Source organism: Pantoea sp. ME81, from assembly GCF_903970985.1.
Lineage (GTDB): Bacteria > Pseudomonadota > Gammaproteobacteria > Enterobacterales > Enterobacteriaceae > Pantoea > Pantoea communis.
Genome location: NZ_CAJCKS010000002.1, coordinates 12,599 through 31,451, shown reverse-complemented (window position 1 = coordinate 31,451; position 18,853 = coordinate 12,599). Strand labels below are relative to the sequence as shown.

Here is an 18,853-nt window from a genome sequence, read left to right as displayed (position 1 = left end):
AGGAGCGTTATAGTGAAATTTTCCGCACTCTTTTTCGCTCTCGGCGGCGCACTGATCAGCCACGCCGCATCGGCCGCGACCGATGCCTCGGTTAAGCAAGGCGAGTATCTGGCCAAAGCGGGCGATTGTGCCGCATGCCATACCGCAGCAGGCGGGCAACCTTTCGCCGGTGGGCTCAAAATGAGCACGCCGATTGGTGCCATATACTCCACCAACATCACGCCAGATAAAACGCACGGCATTGGCGACTACAGCTACGACGACTTCGTCAAAGCGGTACGTGGCGGTGTGGCGAAAGATGGCAGCTCGCTCTACCCCGCCATGCCGTTCCCGTCGTATGCCAAAATCAGCGACAGCGATATGCACGCGTTGTATGACTACTTTATGCAGGGTGTGAAACCGGTGAGTCAGGAGAATCGCAAAAGTGATATCCCCTGGCCGCTCAGCATGCGTTGGCCGCTGGCGTTTTGGCGCTGGACCTTTGCCGATGACAGCACTTACGCTCCTGTAGCCGGTCAATCGGCACAGTGGCAACGCGGTGCTTATCTGGTGCAGGGGCTTGGCCACTGTGGCTCATGCCATACGCCTCGTGGCATCGGCTTCCAGGAGAAAGCCATGGATCAGAACAGCAAAGGCTATCTGACCGGCGGCACGCTGGAAGGCTGGCATGCGCCAGATCTGACCGCCAGCCCGGCAGCGGGTTTGGGCAGTTGGTCTGAGCAAGATATCGCCACCTTCCTGAAAACCGGCGCGAATAAGCAAGGCGCTGCCTTTGGTTCGATGACGGATGTGATCGCGCACAGTACCCAGTATCTCAGTGATGAAGATCTGAATGCGATTGCCGTTTATCTGAAGTCTTTACCGGCTGCGGATAACACCGCTGCACCACAGGCCAGCGATGCGACGTCGCAAGCGCTGTTCAAAGGGGATGTCAGCCAGTCAGGCGCGCAGGTGTACGTGGATAACTGCGCTGCCTGCCATCGTACGGACGGTAAAGGCTATGCCAGTACCTTCCCGGCGCTGGCACACAATCCGGCCTTGTTGAGTGAAGACCCGTCATCAGTGATCAGTGTGATTCTGAAAGGCGGCCAGCGTGCGATTACGCAACAGGCGCCGACCGGTTTCACCATGCCAGATTTCGCCTGGCGCCTGGATGATCAGCAGGTCGCTGATGTCGCTAACTTTATTCGCAATGGATGGGGTAACAAAGCGGCACCGGTAACGGCCGATCAGGTGAAGAAGATCCGCGCCACGCTTCCTCCCGCCCCGCAAAAGTAAGCATAAAAAAACGGCCCGTAAAGGGCCGTTTCTTGTGCAACTCTGGTCTAAGCAAAAAACTTAGAAGCTGTAGCCTACGCCAGCAATCCAGGTGCCTACGTCTACGCTACGGATACGGCTCTGCTCGTAACCCACGTCAACAGCAACGTTCTGGATTGGGTTGAACTGCATGCCTGCGCCGTAAGAGAAGCCAACGTCGCTTGAATCAGTTTTGTACTGTGCAGCAGCGTCAGTTGCCTGGTATTTACCGTAACCGATACCGACCACGCCGTAGATGCTTGCCCAGTCGTTCAGACGGTAAGCAGGACCACCGGTGATGCCGTAGTACTGGCCTTTGTTATAAACGCCAGCGTCAGTACGGTCTTTCTCGGTGTAGGTGAAAGAACCGATCCAACCCAGTGGGTTAGTACCATCTTCGTAACGGTATTTCAGGTTGAAGCCGTTTGCTTTGTTAGCAACGCCCTGATAATCGCTCTGCGCGTAACCAGCAGAAACGGTGCTCTGCGCCATGGCTGAACCTGCTGAAACTGCCAGTACACAAGCCAGTGCTGAAAGACATGCAATTTTTTTCATAAACCACCTCAAATGTGAATATACTTCTCTCCTGACAACGCTGAAAATATAACAAAAATTAGCAAGAAACTCTGCCCGCTATTTGTTGTCTAACAGATTGTTTGGTGTAACAGAAAGTTAATGAAGTTTCCTATGTCATTCATTTTACTTATAAAAAGCGTCATCTTCCTGCAATAATATTTCGGGCTGCAAATAATGCCTTTAAGGATATTCCTAAACTAACCTGACATTTCTTTACTTAAATGGCCCGAAAAACGGTTATTTCCCAGGCGGTCACCGCATTTATTTTCCCTCTTACACTCCTCCTTATTTCCTGAAGATTCCTTTACACTGGCGTTTTGTTGCTGTGTTGTTAATCACTACAGGATTGAATTACAGGATGTCTACGCCTCAGACGAACACCAAAATGGCCCCGGTTTTGTTCCCGATTGCCGTGCTACTGATTGCCATGCTCTCGCTTCAGGGCGGTGCTTCCCTGGCAAAATCACTGTTTCCTACCGTAGGGGCTCCTGGCATCACCGCATTGCGTCTCGGACTGGGCACCCTGATTCTGTGCATCATCTTTAAGCCGTGGCGCCTTCGTTTCACTCCTGCACAGCGCAAACCGCTCTTGATGTACGGTCTGGCGCTCGGTTGTATGAACTATCTCTTCTATTTATCCATTCGCACCGTGCCGCTGGGCGTTGCCGTTGGCCTGGAGTTTCTTGGCCCCTTAGCCCTGGCATTGGCCGGTGCGCGACGTCCGCTCGATTTCCTCTGGGTGCTTCTGGCGGTCACCGGTTTGTGGTTTCTGCTGCCGATTGGTGATGGCATCAGCCATATTGATCCACTGGGTGCGCTGCTAGCGGTGGGAGCCGGTGCCTGTTGGGCGGTCTATATCCTGGCGGGGCAACGTGCCGGTGCGGAGCATGGTCCAGCAACCGTTGCCATGGGATCGTTGATTGCTTCGGTGATCTTTGTTCCGCTTGGATTAACCTTTGCGGCACCCGGCATCTGGCACTGGGAAATTCTGCCCCTGGCGCTGATTATCGCCCTGCTCTCCAGTGCGATTCCTTATTCACTGGAGATGATGGCCCTGACCCGTCTGCCCGCTCGCATTTTTGGCACGCTGATGAGCCTGGAACCCGCGATGGCAGCGCTTTCTGGGATGTTGTTCCTCGGGGAATTACTGACGCTGAAGCAGTGGGTTGCGCTGCTGGCCATTATTGCCGCTTCGGCGGGTTCGACCCTCACCATGAAACAGAAGAGTGCCAAAATAAGCGAAGTGGATATTAATAATCCGCAATAAATAATGCCAAATTCAGCCTGTTAAGCTGCAGGCTGAATATATAAGCATTCTCATTCCCTTTTTTTCATCGCAGACTCCCTCTTTGTTATTATTTTGCAACATCATTGAAGAATAATTAACACACAGCATAACCACTTGTTATAAAAGACAAATAAATTAAACGCTCAAATCCCAAACAACATTAAGGTTTATCTATTCCTGTCATCGGTTTAAACAATCCGGCACAGCAGAAAACTGCTGCTATACTTATTTCCGTGCTTGATTAGGACAACCATCAATTAGAGGACATTAATGATGAGTACCGCAAAACTGGTTAAAACTAAATCGTCTGATCTCATTTACACCCGTAATGATGTTGCTGATAGCGATAAGAAAGCGACCATCGAGGTGCTCAACCGTCTGGTAGTGGAATACATTGACCTGTCACTGATCACCAAACAGGCGCACTGGAACATGCGTGGCGCCAACTTTATTGCAGTACACGAAATGCTGGATGGCTTCCGTACTGCCATTACCGATCATCAGGACACTATTGCAGAGCGTGTTGTACAGCTCGGCGGCGTGGCGCTGGGTACCACCCAAATCGTTAACGATAAAACGCCTTTGAAGAGCTATCCGCTCAACATTCATACCGTTCAGGATCACCTGAAGGCGCTGGCCGATCGTTACGCGATTGTCGCGAACGACACGCGTAAGGCCATCAGTGAAGTCAGTGATGAAGATACCGCTGATATTTTCACGGCGGCATCGCGTGATTTGGATAAATTCCTGTGGTTTATCGAATCCAACATTGAATAATGCACGTTACAGCGAAGGCGGGTTATCCCGCCTTTTTTTATATCTGTAACATTTTGGTGCTTTTTTTGACGTCGTTAACAAAATCTTAATCCTGCCTTTCCCTTGCTCAGCCCTTGGTGCACACTGTGCCTGCACCACAACAGCACGATGCACTATTTTGGTGATCCATATTAGTGCAGACCTTTCGACTACAGCAAAATCGCTTCAGCCAGGCCCTGCATCCTGCTGATTTCGACCAAAATGAAAAGTTGGCATAATTTTTTCATATGAATAGCCGTACATCAGGCCATCAGGTCTGAAGGGTAATAAGGAAAATAATGATGAAGTCTTTGATTAAAGTCTCCGTGGCCGCGCTGGCGCTGGCCTTCTCGCTTTCTTCCACTGCAGCAGATAAGAAACTGGTCGTTGCGACCGACACCGCATTCGTTCCTTTTGAATTCAAACAGGGTAACGATTACGTTGGTTTCGATATCGACCTGTGGGCCGCTATCGCCAAAGAACTGAAGCTGGATTACACCCTGAAGCCAATGGATTTCAGCGGCATCATCCCAGCACTGCAAACCAAAAACGTTGACGTGGCTCTGGCCGGCATCACCATTACCGACGAGCGCAAAAAAGCCATCGACTTCTCTGACGGCTATTACAAAAGTGGTCTGTTGGTGATGGTGCGTGAAAACGAAAACAACATCAAAGGCATCGACGATCTGAACGGCAAAGTGGTTGCGGTGAAGAGCGGTACCGGTTCTGTTGATTACGCAAAAGCGCACATCAAGTCTAAGGATCTGCGCCAGTTCCCGAACATCGACAACGCATACATGGAGTTGGGCACCAATCGTGCTGACGCCGTGCTGCACGACACGCCAAACATCCTGTACTTCATCCACACCGCCGGTAAAGGTCGCTTCAAAGCGGTTGGCGAGTCTATCGAAGCTCAGCAGTATGGTATCGCCCTGCCAAAAGGCAGCGATGACCTGCGTAACCAGATTAATGGCGCGCTGAAAACCCTGCGCGACAACGGCACGTACAACACAATTTATAAAAAATGGTTCGGCAGCGAGCCAAAATAATTCCGGCCTAAGCCGATTTTTCCAGCAGGGAGCTTAGTCTCCCTGCTTTTTACATTTCCATTGCAACAGATTTTGGAGTTACACCATGGAGTTTGACTGGAGCGTCATTTGGCCAGCCCTGCCGATTTTGATCGAAGGCGCCAAAATGACCCTGATAATTTCCGTACTCGGCTTAATTGGCGGGTTAATCATTGGTTTAGTCGCCGGTTTCGCGCGCGCGTACGGCGGATGGATCGCCAATAATATCGCGCTGGTGTTTATCGAGCTGATCCGCGGTACGCCAATCGTGGTGCAGGTGATGTTTATTTACTTCGCCTTGCCGATGGCCTTCCCGGACCTGCGTATCGATCCGTTTACCGCCGCCGTGGTCACCATCATGATTAACTCCGGTGCCTATATCGCGGAAATCACGCGTGGTGCCGTGCTGTCGATCAACAAAGGCTTCCGTGAAGCAGGCCTGGCGCTGGGTCTTTCCCGCCGTGAAACCCTGCGTTACGTCATCATGCCGTTGGCACTGCGTCGTATGCTGCCACCGCTCGGTAACCAGTGGATCGTGAGTATCAAAGATACCTCGCTGTTTATCGTGATTGGCGTGGCGGAACTGACCCGTCAGGGCCAGGAAATCATCGCCGGAAACTTCCGCGCGCTGGAGATCTGGAGTGCCGTTGCCATTATCTATTTGGTTATTACGTTGGTGTTGAGCTTTGTACTGCGCCGTATTGAGAAGAAGGTGAAAATCCTGTGATTGAATTTAAAAACGTCTCTAAAAACTTCGGCCAGACCAAAGTCCTGCATGACATCAACCTGAAGATCAATCAGGGCGAAGTGGTGGTGATTATTGGGCCATCTGGCTCAGGTAAATCGACCCTGCTGCGCTGCATCAACAAGCTGGAAGAGATCACTACCGGTGACCTGATCGTTGATGGCATGAAAGTTAACGATCCTAAAGTCGACGAACGCCAGATTCGTCAGGAAGCGGGCATGGTGTTCCAGCAGTTCCATCTGTTCCCGCAGATGAGTGCGCTGGATAACGTGGCTTTCGGCCCGATTCGCGTGCGCGGTGCGAAGAAGGACGACGCACAGAAACTGGCACGTGAACTGTTGGGTAAAGTCGGCCTCGCCGAGCGTGCGCACCACTTCCCTGCCGAACTGTCCGGTGGTCAGCAGCAGCGTGTTGCCATCGCCCGTGCGCTGGCGGTGAAACCGAAGATGATGTTGTTTGATGAGCCAACCTCTGCACTCGATCCAGAACTGCGCCATGAAGTGCTCAAGGTGATGCAGGATCTGGCCGAAGAAGGCATGACGATGGTCATCGTAACGCACGAAGTGGGCTTTGCTCAGAAAGTGGCTTCGCGCCTGATCTTCATTGATAAAGGCACCATCGCGGAAGATGGCAACCCGGATGAGTTGATCACCAACCCACCGAGCGATCGTCTGCGCGAGTTCCTGCAGCACGTGTCATAAATGACGAGGCGGCTGTAAAGCCGCCTCTTCTTCCGTAAAGAAATTTCCTTTCAGAATCTTCACCTTCCATCACTGACTATACTTTTTCTCTTGTGCCGTTGTGCGTTGCTCAAGGAGAAGGTCATGTCGTTTGCCCGCCCATCATGGTGCCTTACCATATGGATGCTGATCTGTCTGTTCCTCGTTCCCACCGCAAACGCGGTCAATCTACCGCAGGCCGCCGTCGCCGCTCAACAAACATCAACGCCTGCTGCCAGCACCACCACTGAGGGTGAGCCGACGCTGGAAGATAAAAAAGCCGCTTATGCCGCGCTGGCCAATATTCTGGAGAATAACGACTCGCGTCAGGAATTGATCGATCAGTTGCGTCAGGCCGCCACCAGCAAAGCCAATAATGAACAGCCGGTATTGGCTCCACCGCAGGCCGATCAGGAAGATCCCACGGTACTGGAGAGCGTCACCAACGTTACACGCGAATACGGAGGCGCCGTTGCCTCGCAGTTTGTCCGTTTGCACGACAACATCGTTAACGCGCCGCACAAATCCTTTAATCAGCAAACCTTCTTCAATGCACTGAAGTATTTCGCCGGGCTCGCCGCTGCCGTTTTTGCTTTCTACTGGTTCACGCGGCTGTTGATGTATCCCGTGTGGCAGCGCATGGGCCGCTGGGGGCGCAATCATAATCTGGATCGCACCAAGTGGCTGCATCTTCCTGCCACCATTATCGTCGCCTTTCTTCTCGACTTAGTGCTTCTGGCGCTGACGCTGTTTGTTGGTCAGATTATCAGTGACAACTACCACAACAACAACCGCACCATTGCCTATCAGCAGGGGCTATTCCTCAATGCCTTCGCGTTGATTGAGTTTTTCAAAGCGGTGTTGCGATTGATATTCTGCCCACGCTTCCCCACCCTGCGCTTCTTTCATCTTTCCGATGTGCGTGCCGCTTACTGGAATACGCGTCTTAGCTGGCTCAGCGGCATCATCGGTTATGGTTTGCTGGTGGTGGTGCCGATTGTCGGCAATCAGGTCAATTTGCAAATCGCTGCGTTGGTGAATGTGTTGATCATGTGCATCATGACTGGCTGGGCGCTGTGGCTGATTTTCCGCAACCGACGCAATATCCACGACGAGTTATCGCGTTTGGCCGATCGCAGTATGAGCTTCTTTGCCTTGTTTATCCGCGCCTTCGGTATGGTGTGGCATTGGCTGGCGAGTGCCTACTTTATCGCGCTATTCCTGTTCTCGATCTTCAATCCGGGTGACAGTCTGAAGTTTATGATGTCGGCCACGGTGCGCAGCATGGCGATTATTGTTATCGCTGCGCTGATTTCCGGCATGCTAACGCGCTGGATTGGCAAAACGCTGACGCTGTCGCCGGATCTGCGCCGTAACTATCCGGAACTGCAAAAACGCGTCAATGATTGGGTCAAAGCGCTGCTAAAACTGGCGCGTGTGATCACCGTGTTCGCCACGCTATTGCTGCTGCTCAACGCCTGGAATCTGTTTGATCTCTGGCACTGGCTCACGCTGGGAGCCGGGCAGAAAATGGTGGATGTGCTGATTCGTATCGTGATGATTTTGCTGCTCTCCGCCATCGGCTGGACGCTGCTGGCCAGCCTGATCGAAAGCCGTCTGGCTTCGGATTCACACGGAAGGCCGATGCCCAGCGCACGTACGCGCACCTTACTGACGCTATTCCGTAATGCGCTGGCGGTGGTGATCAGCACCATCACCATTATGATTCTGCTGTCAGAAGTGGGTGTTAACATCGCGCCGCTGCTGGCGGGTGCCGGGGCGCTCGGTCTGGCGGTGTCTTTCGGTTCGCAAACACTGGTGAAGGATATTATCACCGGTATCTTTATTCAGTTTGAGAACGGCATGAACACCGGCGATTTGGTGACCATTGGCCCGATCACTGGCACGGTGGAGCGCATGTCAATTCGCTCCGTCGGCGTGCGTCAGGATACCGGCGCATATCACATCATTCCGTGGTCTTCGATCACCACTTTCGCCAACTTTGTGCGCGGTATTGGCTCGTTTGTCGCCAACTATGATGTAGACCGCAGTGAAGACACCGAGCGTGTGAATGCGACCTTGCAGGCAGCGGTGAAGGAGTTGCTGGAGAATCCGGATATTCGCGGCATGGTGATTGGCGAACCGAGTTTTTCCGGACTGGTGGGCCTGACCAACCAGTCCTTTACCGTGCGTGTGTCGTTCACCACCCAACCGCTGAAGCAGTGGACAGTGCGTTTTGCGCTGGATGACAAGGTGAAGAAGCATTTTGATGCCGCAGGGATTAAAGCGCCGCATCAGACGGTGGAAGTGATGCAGACCGGCAACGATGTGGGTTCCGCGGCCACGCTGGCAGCGCTGCCGCCGCCCAATCCATCATAAAAACACGTTGGTTGAAACCTTAGGACACCGGATTAAACGCTTACATTCGCGGGCTAAGACTCGCCCCTGCATCCGAACACATGCAGGCTGCAGCCTTTAACCGTCAGTCTCAACGCGAGAACTCAAGTGGGATATTTCCAGTGCTCGCCTCAATGTTCAACCGATGTGGACTACGGTCTTGAGTCCGTACGATTCAGCACAAATATTTAAATGAGCGGATCCCGAGTTCGCACCCACTAACGACACAATGTGGAATGTGGCCTCAGGATTCGCTGGTTCAGCGCGCGAAGCGTTTAGTGCGCGCGGCTGGCGGCAGGAATGTCCAGGCGATAAAGCGGCTCTGTTTCTGCCCCTGTGCCATCTCGATGATGCGCACTTCCTCAACCTCGAGATCGCGCAACTGATCGCGCAACGCAGGCAGGTTCTCTTTGCGCGAAACCAGTGAGGTAAACCAGACAATACGATCGGCATAGGCCACGCTTTCATCGATCATCTTACCCACGAACTGACGCTCGCCGCCCTCGCACCACAGTTCCTTGTGTTGACCGCCAAAGTTGAGCGGTGCATTTCTACCTAAGCCCAGATTGCGTGTTTTACGCTGACCGACCATCGCTGCTTCCTGCGCCGAACCATGGAATGGCGGATTGCAGAGCACCGCATGATAGCGTTCATTTTTGTGCACCACACCGGCGAAAATGGCGGACTCGTCTTTCTGACGACGCAGACGCACGCCGCGCTGCAAGCCGGGATTGCTCGCGACAATCTGGTTTGCCGCCGTGATGGCTTCCGCCGTGATATCGGTACCGGTAAAGCGCCAGCCGTACTCCGCATGCCCGATCAATGGATAAATGAGGTTGGCCCCGCAACCGATATCCATCACATCGACATCGCGTGGCACTTTGCCGCCGTTGTCACTGGCCAGCAAATCTGCGAGCGCATGCACATAGTCAGCACGGCCTGGTACGGGTGGCGTCAGGTAGCCTTCCGGTAGCTGCCAGTTCAGGTTATAAAACAGCTTAATCAGCGCCTGATTGAGTAGCATTACCGCTTCAGGATCGGCAAAATCCACCGACAACTCGCCGTAGCCATTAGGACGGACTTTCACCGCCAGCGGCGGATGAGCCGCGGTCAGAGCAGCAAAATCATAACGGCCCTGATGGCGATTACGGGGATGGAATGGCGAGGTGGCGGTTGGCTTGTTCATAGATTCTCCGGATAGTAGCGCGGGCGTAAGATACGCTGGATGGCGGCATCGCACAATCCGCTTACACGATTATCTGTATTGCATTTAAACCTGATATCCCAAAATTGAGTCCAAAATAATTCGTGCTGCAGCAAGCTGTCGTTATGGTCATCCGCTAGCGTTTCCTGATGATAGCGACAGGAATGCCATGACACCGTTGCGGTGCGAAGTTTAACAGACGAGCCAGGAGCGCTAATGCGACAACGTTATACTTATCAGCCAAGGAGCGGGCATGGTTTGCCACACGATCCGCTGAACGCCATTGTTGGTCCTCGCCCGATCGGCTGGGTAAGTTCGCTGAGCGCCAGTGGCCAGCGCAACCTGGCTCCGTACAGTTTCTTTAACTGCTTTAACTATCATCCGCCGATTATTGGGTTTGCCAGTAGCGGCTGGAAAGACAGTGTACGCAATATCAGTGAAAGCAAAGAATTCGTCTGGAATCTGGCTACTCGCCCGCTCGCCGAAGCGATGAATGAAAGCTCGGCTTCTGTGCCGCCTGAACAAGATGAGTTCGCACTCGCGGGATTGACACCCATCGCTGCCTCGCACGTAAACGTCAGTATGGTGGCAGAGAGCCCGGTGAACTTTGAGTGCCGCCTGACCCAGCTAATTCGCCTGCAGGATGTGCAAGGCACTGAACTGGAGAGCTGGCTGGTGTTGGGTGAAGTGGTGGCAATACATATTGATGAAGCGCTGCTGGAAGATGGCATTTATCAGACCGCCAAGGCACAGCCTATTCTGCGAGCCGGCGGCCCATCGGCGTATTACGGCATCAGTGAGGATTTGCGGTTTGATTTGGTACGCCCGGATGCGCGGCGCGGTTAAATTGTGAGGGTTGGCGGTTGCGGTTGGACTGCGGGTTTGAATGCAGTTTGAATGCAGTTTGAAACACGAGTTTGGATTGCTGACTGAAATACGGGTTGGCTTAAAATCGAGTTAACGCTGGCTGGGGGCGCAGCGGGCTGGCGTCCTCGCGCCGCTGACGCGGTACCCTCACTTCGTTCTTCTGCCTCACGGAACGGCGGGGATGGCACATCCCTGTGCCGCCCCGCCTTTCGCCCGCGTCCTGCGGGCTATCCTGGCAGACTCACTCTGCTCGGCGCTGCGGATTGCCTGCCCCCCTGCGCCCCCAGCCTGCTCATAAACTTTCGTGCGTTTTGTTAAAGGCACTTTCATTCCCATAAGCTTCAGTGTGTTTGTCACCAAGCTTATTTCTGTCCATAAGATTGAATTTGTGATGCTAATGAGAGCATCAGCCGACTCATAAACTTCAACCAATAAGAACTCACATCGGCTCACAAACTTGAATGCGAGTTGATAAATACCGCACAAGTGTTAGTGGCCGTAGCACCTCTGATGCTGCAAGGGCTATCCGCAGCGCTGAGGCTTTTACGTTGGGCCAGGAGATCCACGCAGGGATGCGTGGATCAGTTCGGGGCCGACCAGGGAGGGTCGATCCCCGAGCGGTCAGTCGGCACGACGTGTAAGCCGAAGGAACCGCGTCAGCGGCGCGAGGACTGCCCGGCAGCAGCAGAGGTGCTACGGCCCGCACCTACGCGCACCCAGCAGTTCAGCAGTTCAGCAGTTCAGCAGTTCAGCAGTTCAGCAGTTCAGCATCGCTTAAGAGCACTCAGCAAACACCGTTCTTCATCACCTCAACTGCCCGGGCAATTTCCGGTGCCAGCCAGCGATCTTCCTGCCAGTTCGCCACCTCTGCCCGCAAACGGCGCAACGCCTGTTTCGTGCCTTCCGCCAACTCCGCCTCGCCATGGAAATCCAGCGCCTGCGCCGCCAGCAAATACTCAATCGCCAAAATCTGCCACACATTCCCCACCAGCTTCAGCAGTTTCAACGCGGCTCCCGTACCCAAGCTAAGATGATCCTCCTGCAAACCCGAAGTCACGTAATTATCCAACACCGCCGGTTGCGCCAGCTGACGGTTCTCCGCACACAACGACGCCGCCACGTACTGCGCAATCATCATGCCGGAGTTCACACCCGGCTGCGCCACCAGAAACGCCGGTAAACCACTGACCAGTGGATTCACTAAACGATCCAGGCGACGCTCGGCAATGCTGCCGATCTCCGCCATGGCAATGGCCAACACATCAGCCGCCATCGCCATCGATTCACCGTGCGGATTGGCCTGCGACACCACACGCCAGTCATCCACGGTGCCGAGTACCAACGGATTATCGGTACAGGCATTCAACTCGGTATTCACCTGTCGCGCCGCGTGATCAAACTGATCGCGGCTGGCACCGTGCACCTGTGGCATCGAACGCAAACTCAGTGCATCCTGGGTGCGCACACCCACGCTTTTCGCCAGCAGCGGGCTGTCGCTCAGCAACTGACGCAAACGCAGGCCACTCACTTGCATGCCAGGACTGGCTTTCAGCGCAATCACTTCGGCATCAAACGCCACTAACTGCCCGCGCAGCGCCTCAAAGCTCATTGCGCCAGTCACGTCGGCCCAATCCAGCAAGCGCATCGCATCATCCAGCGCCAGACACGACAATCCGGTCATGCACGGCGTGCCGTTCACCAGGCTCAAGCCCTCTTTCGCGCCAGGTCGATAAGGCGTTAATCCAGCCTGCGCCAGCGCTTGCTCTGCAGACACGATCTGTTGCTGATACTCAACATCGCCCACGCCAATTAGCGCGAGACCGATATGCGCCATATGGCTGAGATAGCCCACTGAACCTTGCGACGGCACCTGCGGCGTGATCTGATGATTTAGCAGCGCCAGCAAATGCTGCACCAGTGCCACGGAGACGCCCGATTTGCCATGGCTATAGTTCGCAATCGCCGCACACAGAATGGCACGCACCTGTTCACGCGCCAGTAATGGGCCCACGCCACAAGCGTGACTCAATAGCGTATTACGTGACAACTGGCTGAGCTGCTCTTCCGGCAAAGTAATATTGCACAGCGCCCCCAGCCCGGTATTGATGCCATAAGCGATATGACCGCTGGCCACAATCTGCTCGACGATCTCACGCCCCTGCGCAATACGCTGCCAGGCGCTGGCGCTTAACGTCAGTTCGGCATTGTGCCGTGCCACCTGCACCACATCCTGCCAGGAAAGCGTTTCATCGCCCCACACTAATGTCATGCTGGTTGCTCCGTGTGATGGCTCTGATGGCTGGAGATAAACTGCTTAAAGCGCTGCGAGCCTTGTGCGCCAAACATCTCTTCCGGCGTCCCCTGACAATCAATTGTCCCCTGATGCATAAACACCACACGATTAGAGACATTGCGCGCAAAGCCCATTTCGTGGGTCACCACCAGCATGGTACGCCCCTCTTCCGCCAGGCTGCGCATCACTTTCAATACTTCGCCCACCAACTCGGGATCAAGTGCTGAGGTTGGCTCATCAAACAGCATCACTTCCGGGTCCATCGCCAGCGCGCGGGCAATCGCCACACGCTGCTGCTGGCCGCCGGAAAGCTGTGCCGGATAAAAATCTTTACGATTCAACAGGCCAACGCGATCCAGCAACTGCTCCGCCTGAGCGATGCAGCTTTTCTTATCGCGCTTCAACACATAGTGCGGCCCTTCAATCACGTTTTGCAGCACCGTCATATGCGACCACAGGTTAAAACTCTGGAACACCATGCCCAGACGCGAACGCAGGCGCTCAATCTGTTTGGGATTGGCCGCCAGCTGATGACCACGCGCATGGCGCTTCATCTCAATGGTTTCACCACCGACGCTCACCACGCCAGCATCCGGCGTTTCCAGCAGGTTGATACAGCGCAATAAGGTACTTTTACCCGAGCCGCTGGCGCCGAGAATTGAGATGACATCGCCTTGATGCGCCTGCAGCGAAATGCCTTTCAGTACTTCCATTGCGCCAAAGGATTTATGGATATCGGTGGCGCTTAAGGTTACGGGGGATGTGGATTGCATATCACTCTCCGGCAAGCGGTTTAACGGCGGGTAACGGCTTTTTTTCAACGCGATGCACCGGGGTTAAACGGCGTTCTAACAACGCGTAAAGCTGGACGATAATAAAGTTGAGGATCAGATAAATGGCGGCGGCGCAGATAAACACTTCCATGGTGCGATAGGTACGCTGAATGATCTGCTGCGCCACACCAGTGACATCCCACACGGTGACCAGACTGGCCAGCGCCGTGGACTTCACCAGCAGGATCGCTTCGGTGGAATACGCGGGCAATGCATAACGCAGCATGATGGGCGCGATGATGCGACGCAGCAGCAGCCAGCGCGACATGCCGCAGGCCAACCCGGCTTCGACTTGCCCCGGCGGCACCGCCAGCAAGGCACCGCGCAGGATTTCAGCGGTATAAGCCGCCGTACACAGCGACAGTGCCAGCACGGCGCAGGTAAAGGGCTCGCGCAGGAACGGCCAGACAAAACTATGGCGGATCACGCCAAACTGCCCCAATCCGTAATAGATCAGGAACAGCTGGATCAGCAGCGGTGAGCCGCGAAACACCAGAATGTAGCCGCGCGCAAAGCCGCTCAGCACCCGCCAGCGGCTCATGCGCAGTGACAGAATGCCGATAGCGAGAATGCCACCGCAGAGAAAGGCACTGATAAACAGGCCGAGCGTCACCGGCAGCGCGGCGCTCAGCTTGAGAAAGGTATCGGTCAGAAAGGCGAAGTCAATCATACTGCTGCTCCTTAATACTGTGCCGCAGTGCGACTTTGCCACGCGCGTCCAAGGCGAGACTCTGCCCGGCGGAACGCATGATTAGACAGCAGCGTTAGCACCAGATAGCAGCCACCGCCAATCAGATAGAAAGTGAAGTAATCGCGCGTGGATCCCGCCGCCACCTGGCTGGCACGCATCAGCTCGACGATGCCGGTCACCGACACCAGCGCCGAATCTTTCAGGCTCATCTGCCAGACATTTGACATGCCTGGCAGCGCATAGCGCACAATCTGCGGCAGCAAAATGCGCTGGGCAATACGCCAGCGCGGCATGCCGATCGCGACTGCCGCTTCCACTTCACCTTTGGCCAGCGCCAGACGCGCCGCACGATACACCTCACCTTGATAGGATCCAGAGATGAGCCCGATAGCCAGTGCACCAATCAGGAACGGCGGCGCTTCGATAAAACCATCCGCGCCAAACATCTGTCCCACCAGGGTAATCAGGCCCGATCCGCCAAAATAGAACAGGTAGATCACCAGCAGTTCCGGGATGCCGCGAAACACCGTGGAATAGGCTTCACCCAACCAGCGAACCCAGCGCTGCGGCGACAGTTTCGCTGCCGCCACGCCGGAACCGACCACCGCGCCAATCATCAACGCCGCCAGCGACAGCAGCAGCGTGGTGAAGGCAGCCCCCAAAATCAGGCGGCCCCAGCCATCAGCACCAAAACTCAGCAGGCTCATCATCTTTCACCTCACTTACGGGGTTACGTCAGTTTTAAACCACTTCTCACTCAGCTTTTTCACGGTGCCATCGGCCAGTGCGCCTTTAATGGCCTCGTCGAGTTTGGCTTTCAGATCATTGTCAGCCATGCGCACGCCCATCGCCTCGCCCTCACCCCAAATCGGGCCACCCAACTGCGGGCCACTGAAGGTCAGGTTACTGTTCTCTTTGCGCGCCAGCATCGATTGGGCGAAGGTCACATCGTCGAACACCGCATCAATACGCCCCGCCTGAAGATCGAGAATCGCATCTGCTGAGGAAGTGTATTCGCGCACGTCGGCGACATCTTTGAAGTACTTATCAATAAAGGGCGTGTAAACCGTGCCGGACGCGATACCAATGGTTTTGCCTTTTAACGCCGCTTTCAGAGGCGCAATCGCGGTGTTGATCTCTTTCTCATCGTCATGCAGCTTGATGATGTTGTGATCGGCCGGCATCAGCGGACTGTCTTTGGTGGTGATAAAGGTGGCGGGAGTCGACGCGTAAGGCACGGTGAAATTGACCACTTTTTTGCGGTCCGGCGTGATGACGATGGCATCCATGATCACGTCATATTTGCCAGCATTGAGTCCGGCGATCATGCCGTCCCAGTTTTGCACCACCAGCTTGCACTGGATGCCCATGCGCTTACACAGGTCTTCCATCAGTTCAGGTTCAAAGCCGCCTAACTTGCCGCCCGGCAGCGTCAGGTTCCAGGGTTCATAGCTGCCTTCGGTAGCGATGGTGATCGATTTCCACTCTTTGGCCTGAACAGCAACACCGCTGATCATCAGGCTGGCAAACAGGGTCGTGAGGCAAAAACGGCGAATCGGGGCACGGTGCGTCATGCGGCTTCTCCTGGTCATTAATCGAATAGGCTGTCTCTGTTGGCTGATACAGCGCAGATGACATTTCATGTATATACAAGTTAGCTTGCGGCAGATCATTGTCGGCATAAGCTTTTTGTGAGCCAGCCAGAATAAAAAGTGATAATTACCACGTGGTCTTTACTTGTACATACAACCTAGCAAGCGGTGTGCCAAATCGGCAGAGGCGGTGGAATCAGGGAATGGTCACGGCACGGACGTATTGATGCACATTTTTGGGGCGCGATTGCACTGTTATGGGGATGCCAGTGTTTAAATTGGAGGCGAGATGGGGATGGCGCGTGGCATGAGTTTGCACTTCAACACCCATAAAAAACTGCCACCTTTAAAGGTGGCAGTCTGATGCAAATGAGCCCTGGCAAGCACGACGTCTGTCTTGCCATACGACTCAGGCAATTAACGCGGCTTTCCGGCCTGTAAAAATGCCTGCATCATCGGTTTCAACACTTTCTGCAACTGCGCGGCGCGATCCTGCTGCCAGGCAAACGGCGGGGTTTCATCCATATAATTCAGCTGCGCCAGTTCGAGCTGTACGGCCTGTACGCCCTGCTGCGGCTGACCGTAGGCACGCGTGATATAGCCGCCTTTGAAACGACCATTAACTACCCAGCTGTAATCGCTTTGTGCGGCACAAACCTCTTTGATCGCTTCGATCACCGCCTCCGAGCAACTCTCACCGCTGTTGGTGCCAATGTTGATATCCGGCAACTGGCCGTCGAACAAGCGCGGAATCACCGAAGCAATAGAGTGGGCGTCAAACAGCAGTGCATAACCGTGTTCAGCTTTCAATCGCGCCAGCTCTTGCTGGATCTGCTGGTGATACGGCTGCCAGATATTATCGAGATAACCCTGACGCGCGGCGGCGCTGGGGGTTTTCCCCTCGACGAAGGTTGGCGTGCCGTCAAACAGCGTCTCAGGATAGAGGCCGGTGGTGGCGGTGGTGTACAGCGGCTGGTTATCCGGCGGACGATTCAGGTCGATGACAAAACGTGAGTAGTGGCCAATCAGCACGCTGGCCCCTAAATCACGCACAAAATCGTACAGCAGCGGAATGTGCCAGTCGGTATCCGGCAAGCCGCGTGCCGCGTCGCTTAATCCGGCATCCACTTCAGACGTTAACTGGGTGCCCGCATGCGGGATGCTGACCAGCAGCGGCAGCTTACCGGCGGTGAAATGAAAAGGTGTCATTGCGCTTCTCCACGATAAATAACCTGGCACGGCAACTCGCCGCCCAACCAGTAAACCAGTTCTGCCGGACGTGCCAGCGGCCAGTGTACAAAGTTCGCTACCTTCCCGACCTCCAGCGAACCGTGCGAATGCTGTAATCCCAGCGCTTTCGCGCCCCATAAGGTCACACCCGCCAGCGCTTCTTCCGGGGTCATGCCAAATAGCGTGCAGCCCATATTGAGCATCAGACGCAGCGACAGCGCCGGAGAAGTACCGGGATTGGCATCGCTGGCCAGCGCCATTGGCACGCCGTGTTTGCGGAACAGATCCACCGGCGGGCGTTGGGTCTCGCGCAGTAGATAGAACGCGCCCGGCAGCAACACCGCAACGGTGCCGTGCTGTGCCATCGCCTGCGCATCGGCTTCGGTGGCGTATTCAAGATGATCGGCTGACAAGGCGCCGTATTCAGCCGCCAGCGTGGCGCCGCCGAGCGCGGACAACTGTTCAGCGTGCAGTTTAACCGGCATCCCCAGCGCTTTGGCTTGATCAAACACCGCGCTAACCTGCTCAGGAGAGAAGGCCAGATGTTCGCAGAAGGCATCGACGGCATCCGCCAGCCCCTCCGCCTTCACCTGTGGTAACAGGCGATCGCAGATGATATCGATCCAGCCTTGTGGGTTTTCTTTAAACTCGGGCGGGAAGCCGTGTGCGGCCAGACAGGTGGAGAGCACATCGGCGGGCACCGTTTCCGCCAGTTCGCGGATAGCGCGCAGCATGGTCAGCTCGCTGGTTTCATCGAGGCCATAACCCGATTTAATCTCCACTGTAGTGACGCCTTCTGCCAGCAATCGATCCAGACGCCAGCGCGCGCTTGCCACCAACTCCTGCTGTGATGCCGCGCGGGTAGCACGCACCGTGGAGAGAATACCGCCGCCCTGCGCTGCGATCTCGGCATAGCTGACGCCGTTCAGACGCTGTTCGAACTCCTGGCTGCGATCGCCGCCAAACACCAGATGCGTATGGCAATCGACTAAACCTGGCGTGATGATGCCACCGTCAAATTGCTGCTGCGTACGCGGGGCAAAATCCGGCAGTTCACTACGCGGTCCTACCCAAATCAGCTCGCCGTTATCCACCGCCAGTGCGCCGTCGGCAATCAGGTTATAGTGCCCGTCTCGCATGGTGACGATATCGGCCCCCAGCCACAGGCTGTCGATCTGCTTCGCTTCTGCCATCCCACTCCCCTTCACGTCTGACGATTTACAGTGCGTCTCAAAGTATGTATATGTATATACAACTTTC

Annotated in this window: 17 protein-coding genes; 8 read left to right on the top strand and 9 right to left on the bottom strand. The window is 54.9% G+C overall.

The features are described from left to right. Positions 1-9 precede the first annotated feature (9 nt). The gene (locus tag H7A81_RS00595; RefSeq protein ID WP_370529930.1) at positions 10-1,278 is read left to right on the top strand and encodes a cytochrome c; all 1,269 of its coding nucleotides are present in this window, start codon (positions 10-12) and stop codon (positions 1,276-1,278) included. Between the two features lie 60 nt (positions 1,279-1,338). Here the strand turns inward: H7A81_RS00595 and ompX are convergent, their stop codons facing one another. Continuing rightward, positions 1,339-1,851: an outer membrane protein OmpX gene (gene ompX / locus H7A81_RS00590; RefSeq protein WP_045834179.1), complete on the bottom strand. Its 513-nt coding sequence runs from the start codon at positions 1,849-1,851 to the stop codon at positions 1,339-1,341. Positions 1,852-2,230: 379 nt separating this feature from the next. Here ompX and rhtA point away from each other — a divergent pair, with 379 nt between their 5' ends. From rhtA to ybiO, 6 genes are all read left to right on the top strand, one after another. Beyond that, a complete protein-coding gene (gene rhtA / locus H7A81_RS00585) occupies positions 2,231-3,139 on the top strand; it encodes a threonine/homoserine exporter RhtA (RefSeq protein WP_182056394.1) in 909 nt (302 codons plus the stop codon). A 294-nt stretch (positions 3,140-3,433) separates the two neighbouring features. Then, entirely contained in the window at positions 3,434-3,937 is a 504-nt protein-coding gene (gene dps, locus H7A81_RS00580; RefSeq protein ID WP_034820903.1) for a DNA starvation/stationary phase protection protein Dps, read from the top strand. A 320-nt stretch (positions 3,938-4,257) separates the two neighbouring features. Next, on the top strand, positions 4,258-5,004 hold the full coding sequence (gene glnH, locus H7A81_RS00575; RefSeq protein ID WP_058961948.1) for a glutamine ABC transporter substrate-binding protein GlnH: 747 nt from the start codon (positions 4,258-4,260) through the stop codon (positions 5,002-5,004). A gap of 85 nt (positions 5,005-5,089) precedes the next feature. Further along, the gene (gene glnP / locus H7A81_RS00570; RefSeq protein ID WP_038647949.1) at positions 5,090-5,749 is read left to right on the top strand and encodes a glutamine ABC transporter permease GlnP; all 660 of its coding nucleotides are present in this window, start codon (positions 5,090-5,092) and stop codon (positions 5,747-5,749) included. Then, the gene (gene glnQ / locus H7A81_RS00565; RefSeq protein WP_182056392.1) at positions 5,746-6,468 is read left to right on the top strand and encodes a glutamine ABC transporter ATP-binding protein GlnQ; all 723 of its coding nucleotides are present in this window, start codon (positions 5,746-5,748) and stop codon (positions 6,466-6,468) included. The genes glnP and glnQ overlap by 4 nt, the downstream gene beginning before the upstream one ends. A gap of 162 nt (positions 6,469-6,630) precedes the next feature. After that, positions 6,631-8,865: a mechanosensitive channel protein gene (gene ybiO / locus H7A81_RS00560; RefSeq protein WP_255478856.1), complete on the top strand. Its 2,235-nt coding sequence runs from the start codon at positions 6,631-6,633 to the stop codon at positions 8,863-8,865. A gap of 277 nt (positions 8,866-9,142) precedes the next feature. Here ybiO and rlmF read toward each other — a convergent pair whose 3' ends face one another. Next, the gene (gene rlmF, locus H7A81_RS00555) at positions 9,143-10,069 is read right to left on the bottom strand and encodes a 23S rRNA (adenine(1618)-N(6))-methyltransferase RlmF (protein ID WP_182056388.1); all 927 of its coding nucleotides are present in this window, start codon (positions 10,067-10,069) and stop codon (positions 9,143-9,145) included. A gap of 234 nt (positions 10,070-10,303) precedes the next feature. Here rlmF and H7A81_RS00550 point away from each other — a divergent pair, with 234 nt between their 5' ends. Further along, a complete protein-coding gene (locus tag H7A81_RS00550; RefSeq protein ID WP_034820918.1) occupies positions 10,304-10,933 on the top strand; it encodes a flavin reductase family protein in 630 nt (209 codons plus the stop codon). An 805-nt stretch (positions 10,934-11,738) separates the two neighbouring features. On the opposite strand, the gene hutH is transcribed toward H7A81_RS00550, so the two are convergent. From hutH to hutI, 7 genes are all read right to left on the bottom strand, one after another. Continuing rightward, positions 11,739-13,223 (bottom strand): histidine ammonia-lyase, encoded by a 1,485-nt coding sequence (gene hutH / locus H7A81_RS00545; protein WP_182056386.1) that lies wholly within the window; start codon positions 13,221-13,223, stop codon positions 11,739-11,741. Next, complete coding sequence (locus tag H7A81_RS00540; protein WP_034820922.1) at positions 13,220-14,020, bottom strand: ABC transporter ATP-binding protein; 801 nt, start codon at positions 14,018-14,020, stop codon at positions 13,220-13,222. The genes hutH and H7A81_RS00540 overlap by 4 nt, the downstream gene beginning before the upstream one ends. A gap of 1 nt (position 14,021) precedes the next feature. Then, a complete protein-coding gene (locus H7A81_RS00535; protein WP_034820924.1) occupies positions 14,022-14,750 on the bottom strand; it encodes an ABC transporter permease in 729 nt (242 codons plus the stop codon). Positions 14,751-14,761: 11 nt separating this feature from the next. Then, positions 14,762-15,481, bottom strand: coding sequence for an ABC transporter permease (locus H7A81_RS00530; RefSeq protein ID WP_182056384.1), 720 nt, complete (start codon positions 15,479-15,481; stop codon positions 14,762-14,764). 12 nt (positions 15,482-15,493) lie between these two features. Further along, positions 15,494-16,345: a transporter substrate-binding domain-containing protein gene (locus tag H7A81_RS00525; protein WP_058962211.1), complete on the bottom strand. Its 852-nt coding sequence runs from the start codon at positions 16,343-16,345 to the stop codon at positions 15,494-15,496. Positions 16,346-16,780: 435 nt separating this feature from the next. Beyond that, a complete protein-coding gene (hutG, locus tag H7A81_RS00520) occupies positions 16,781-17,572 on the bottom strand; it encodes an N-formylglutamate deformylase (protein ID WP_182056383.1) in 792 nt (263 codons plus the stop codon). Next, on the bottom strand, positions 17,569-18,786 hold the full coding sequence (gene hutI, locus H7A81_RS00515) for an imidazolonepropionase (RefSeq protein ID WP_182056381.1): 1,218 nt from the start codon (positions 18,784-18,786) through the stop codon (positions 17,569-17,571). Before hutI ends, hutG begins: the two co-directional genes overlap by 4 nt. Positions 18,787-18,853 lie beyond the last annotated feature (67 nt).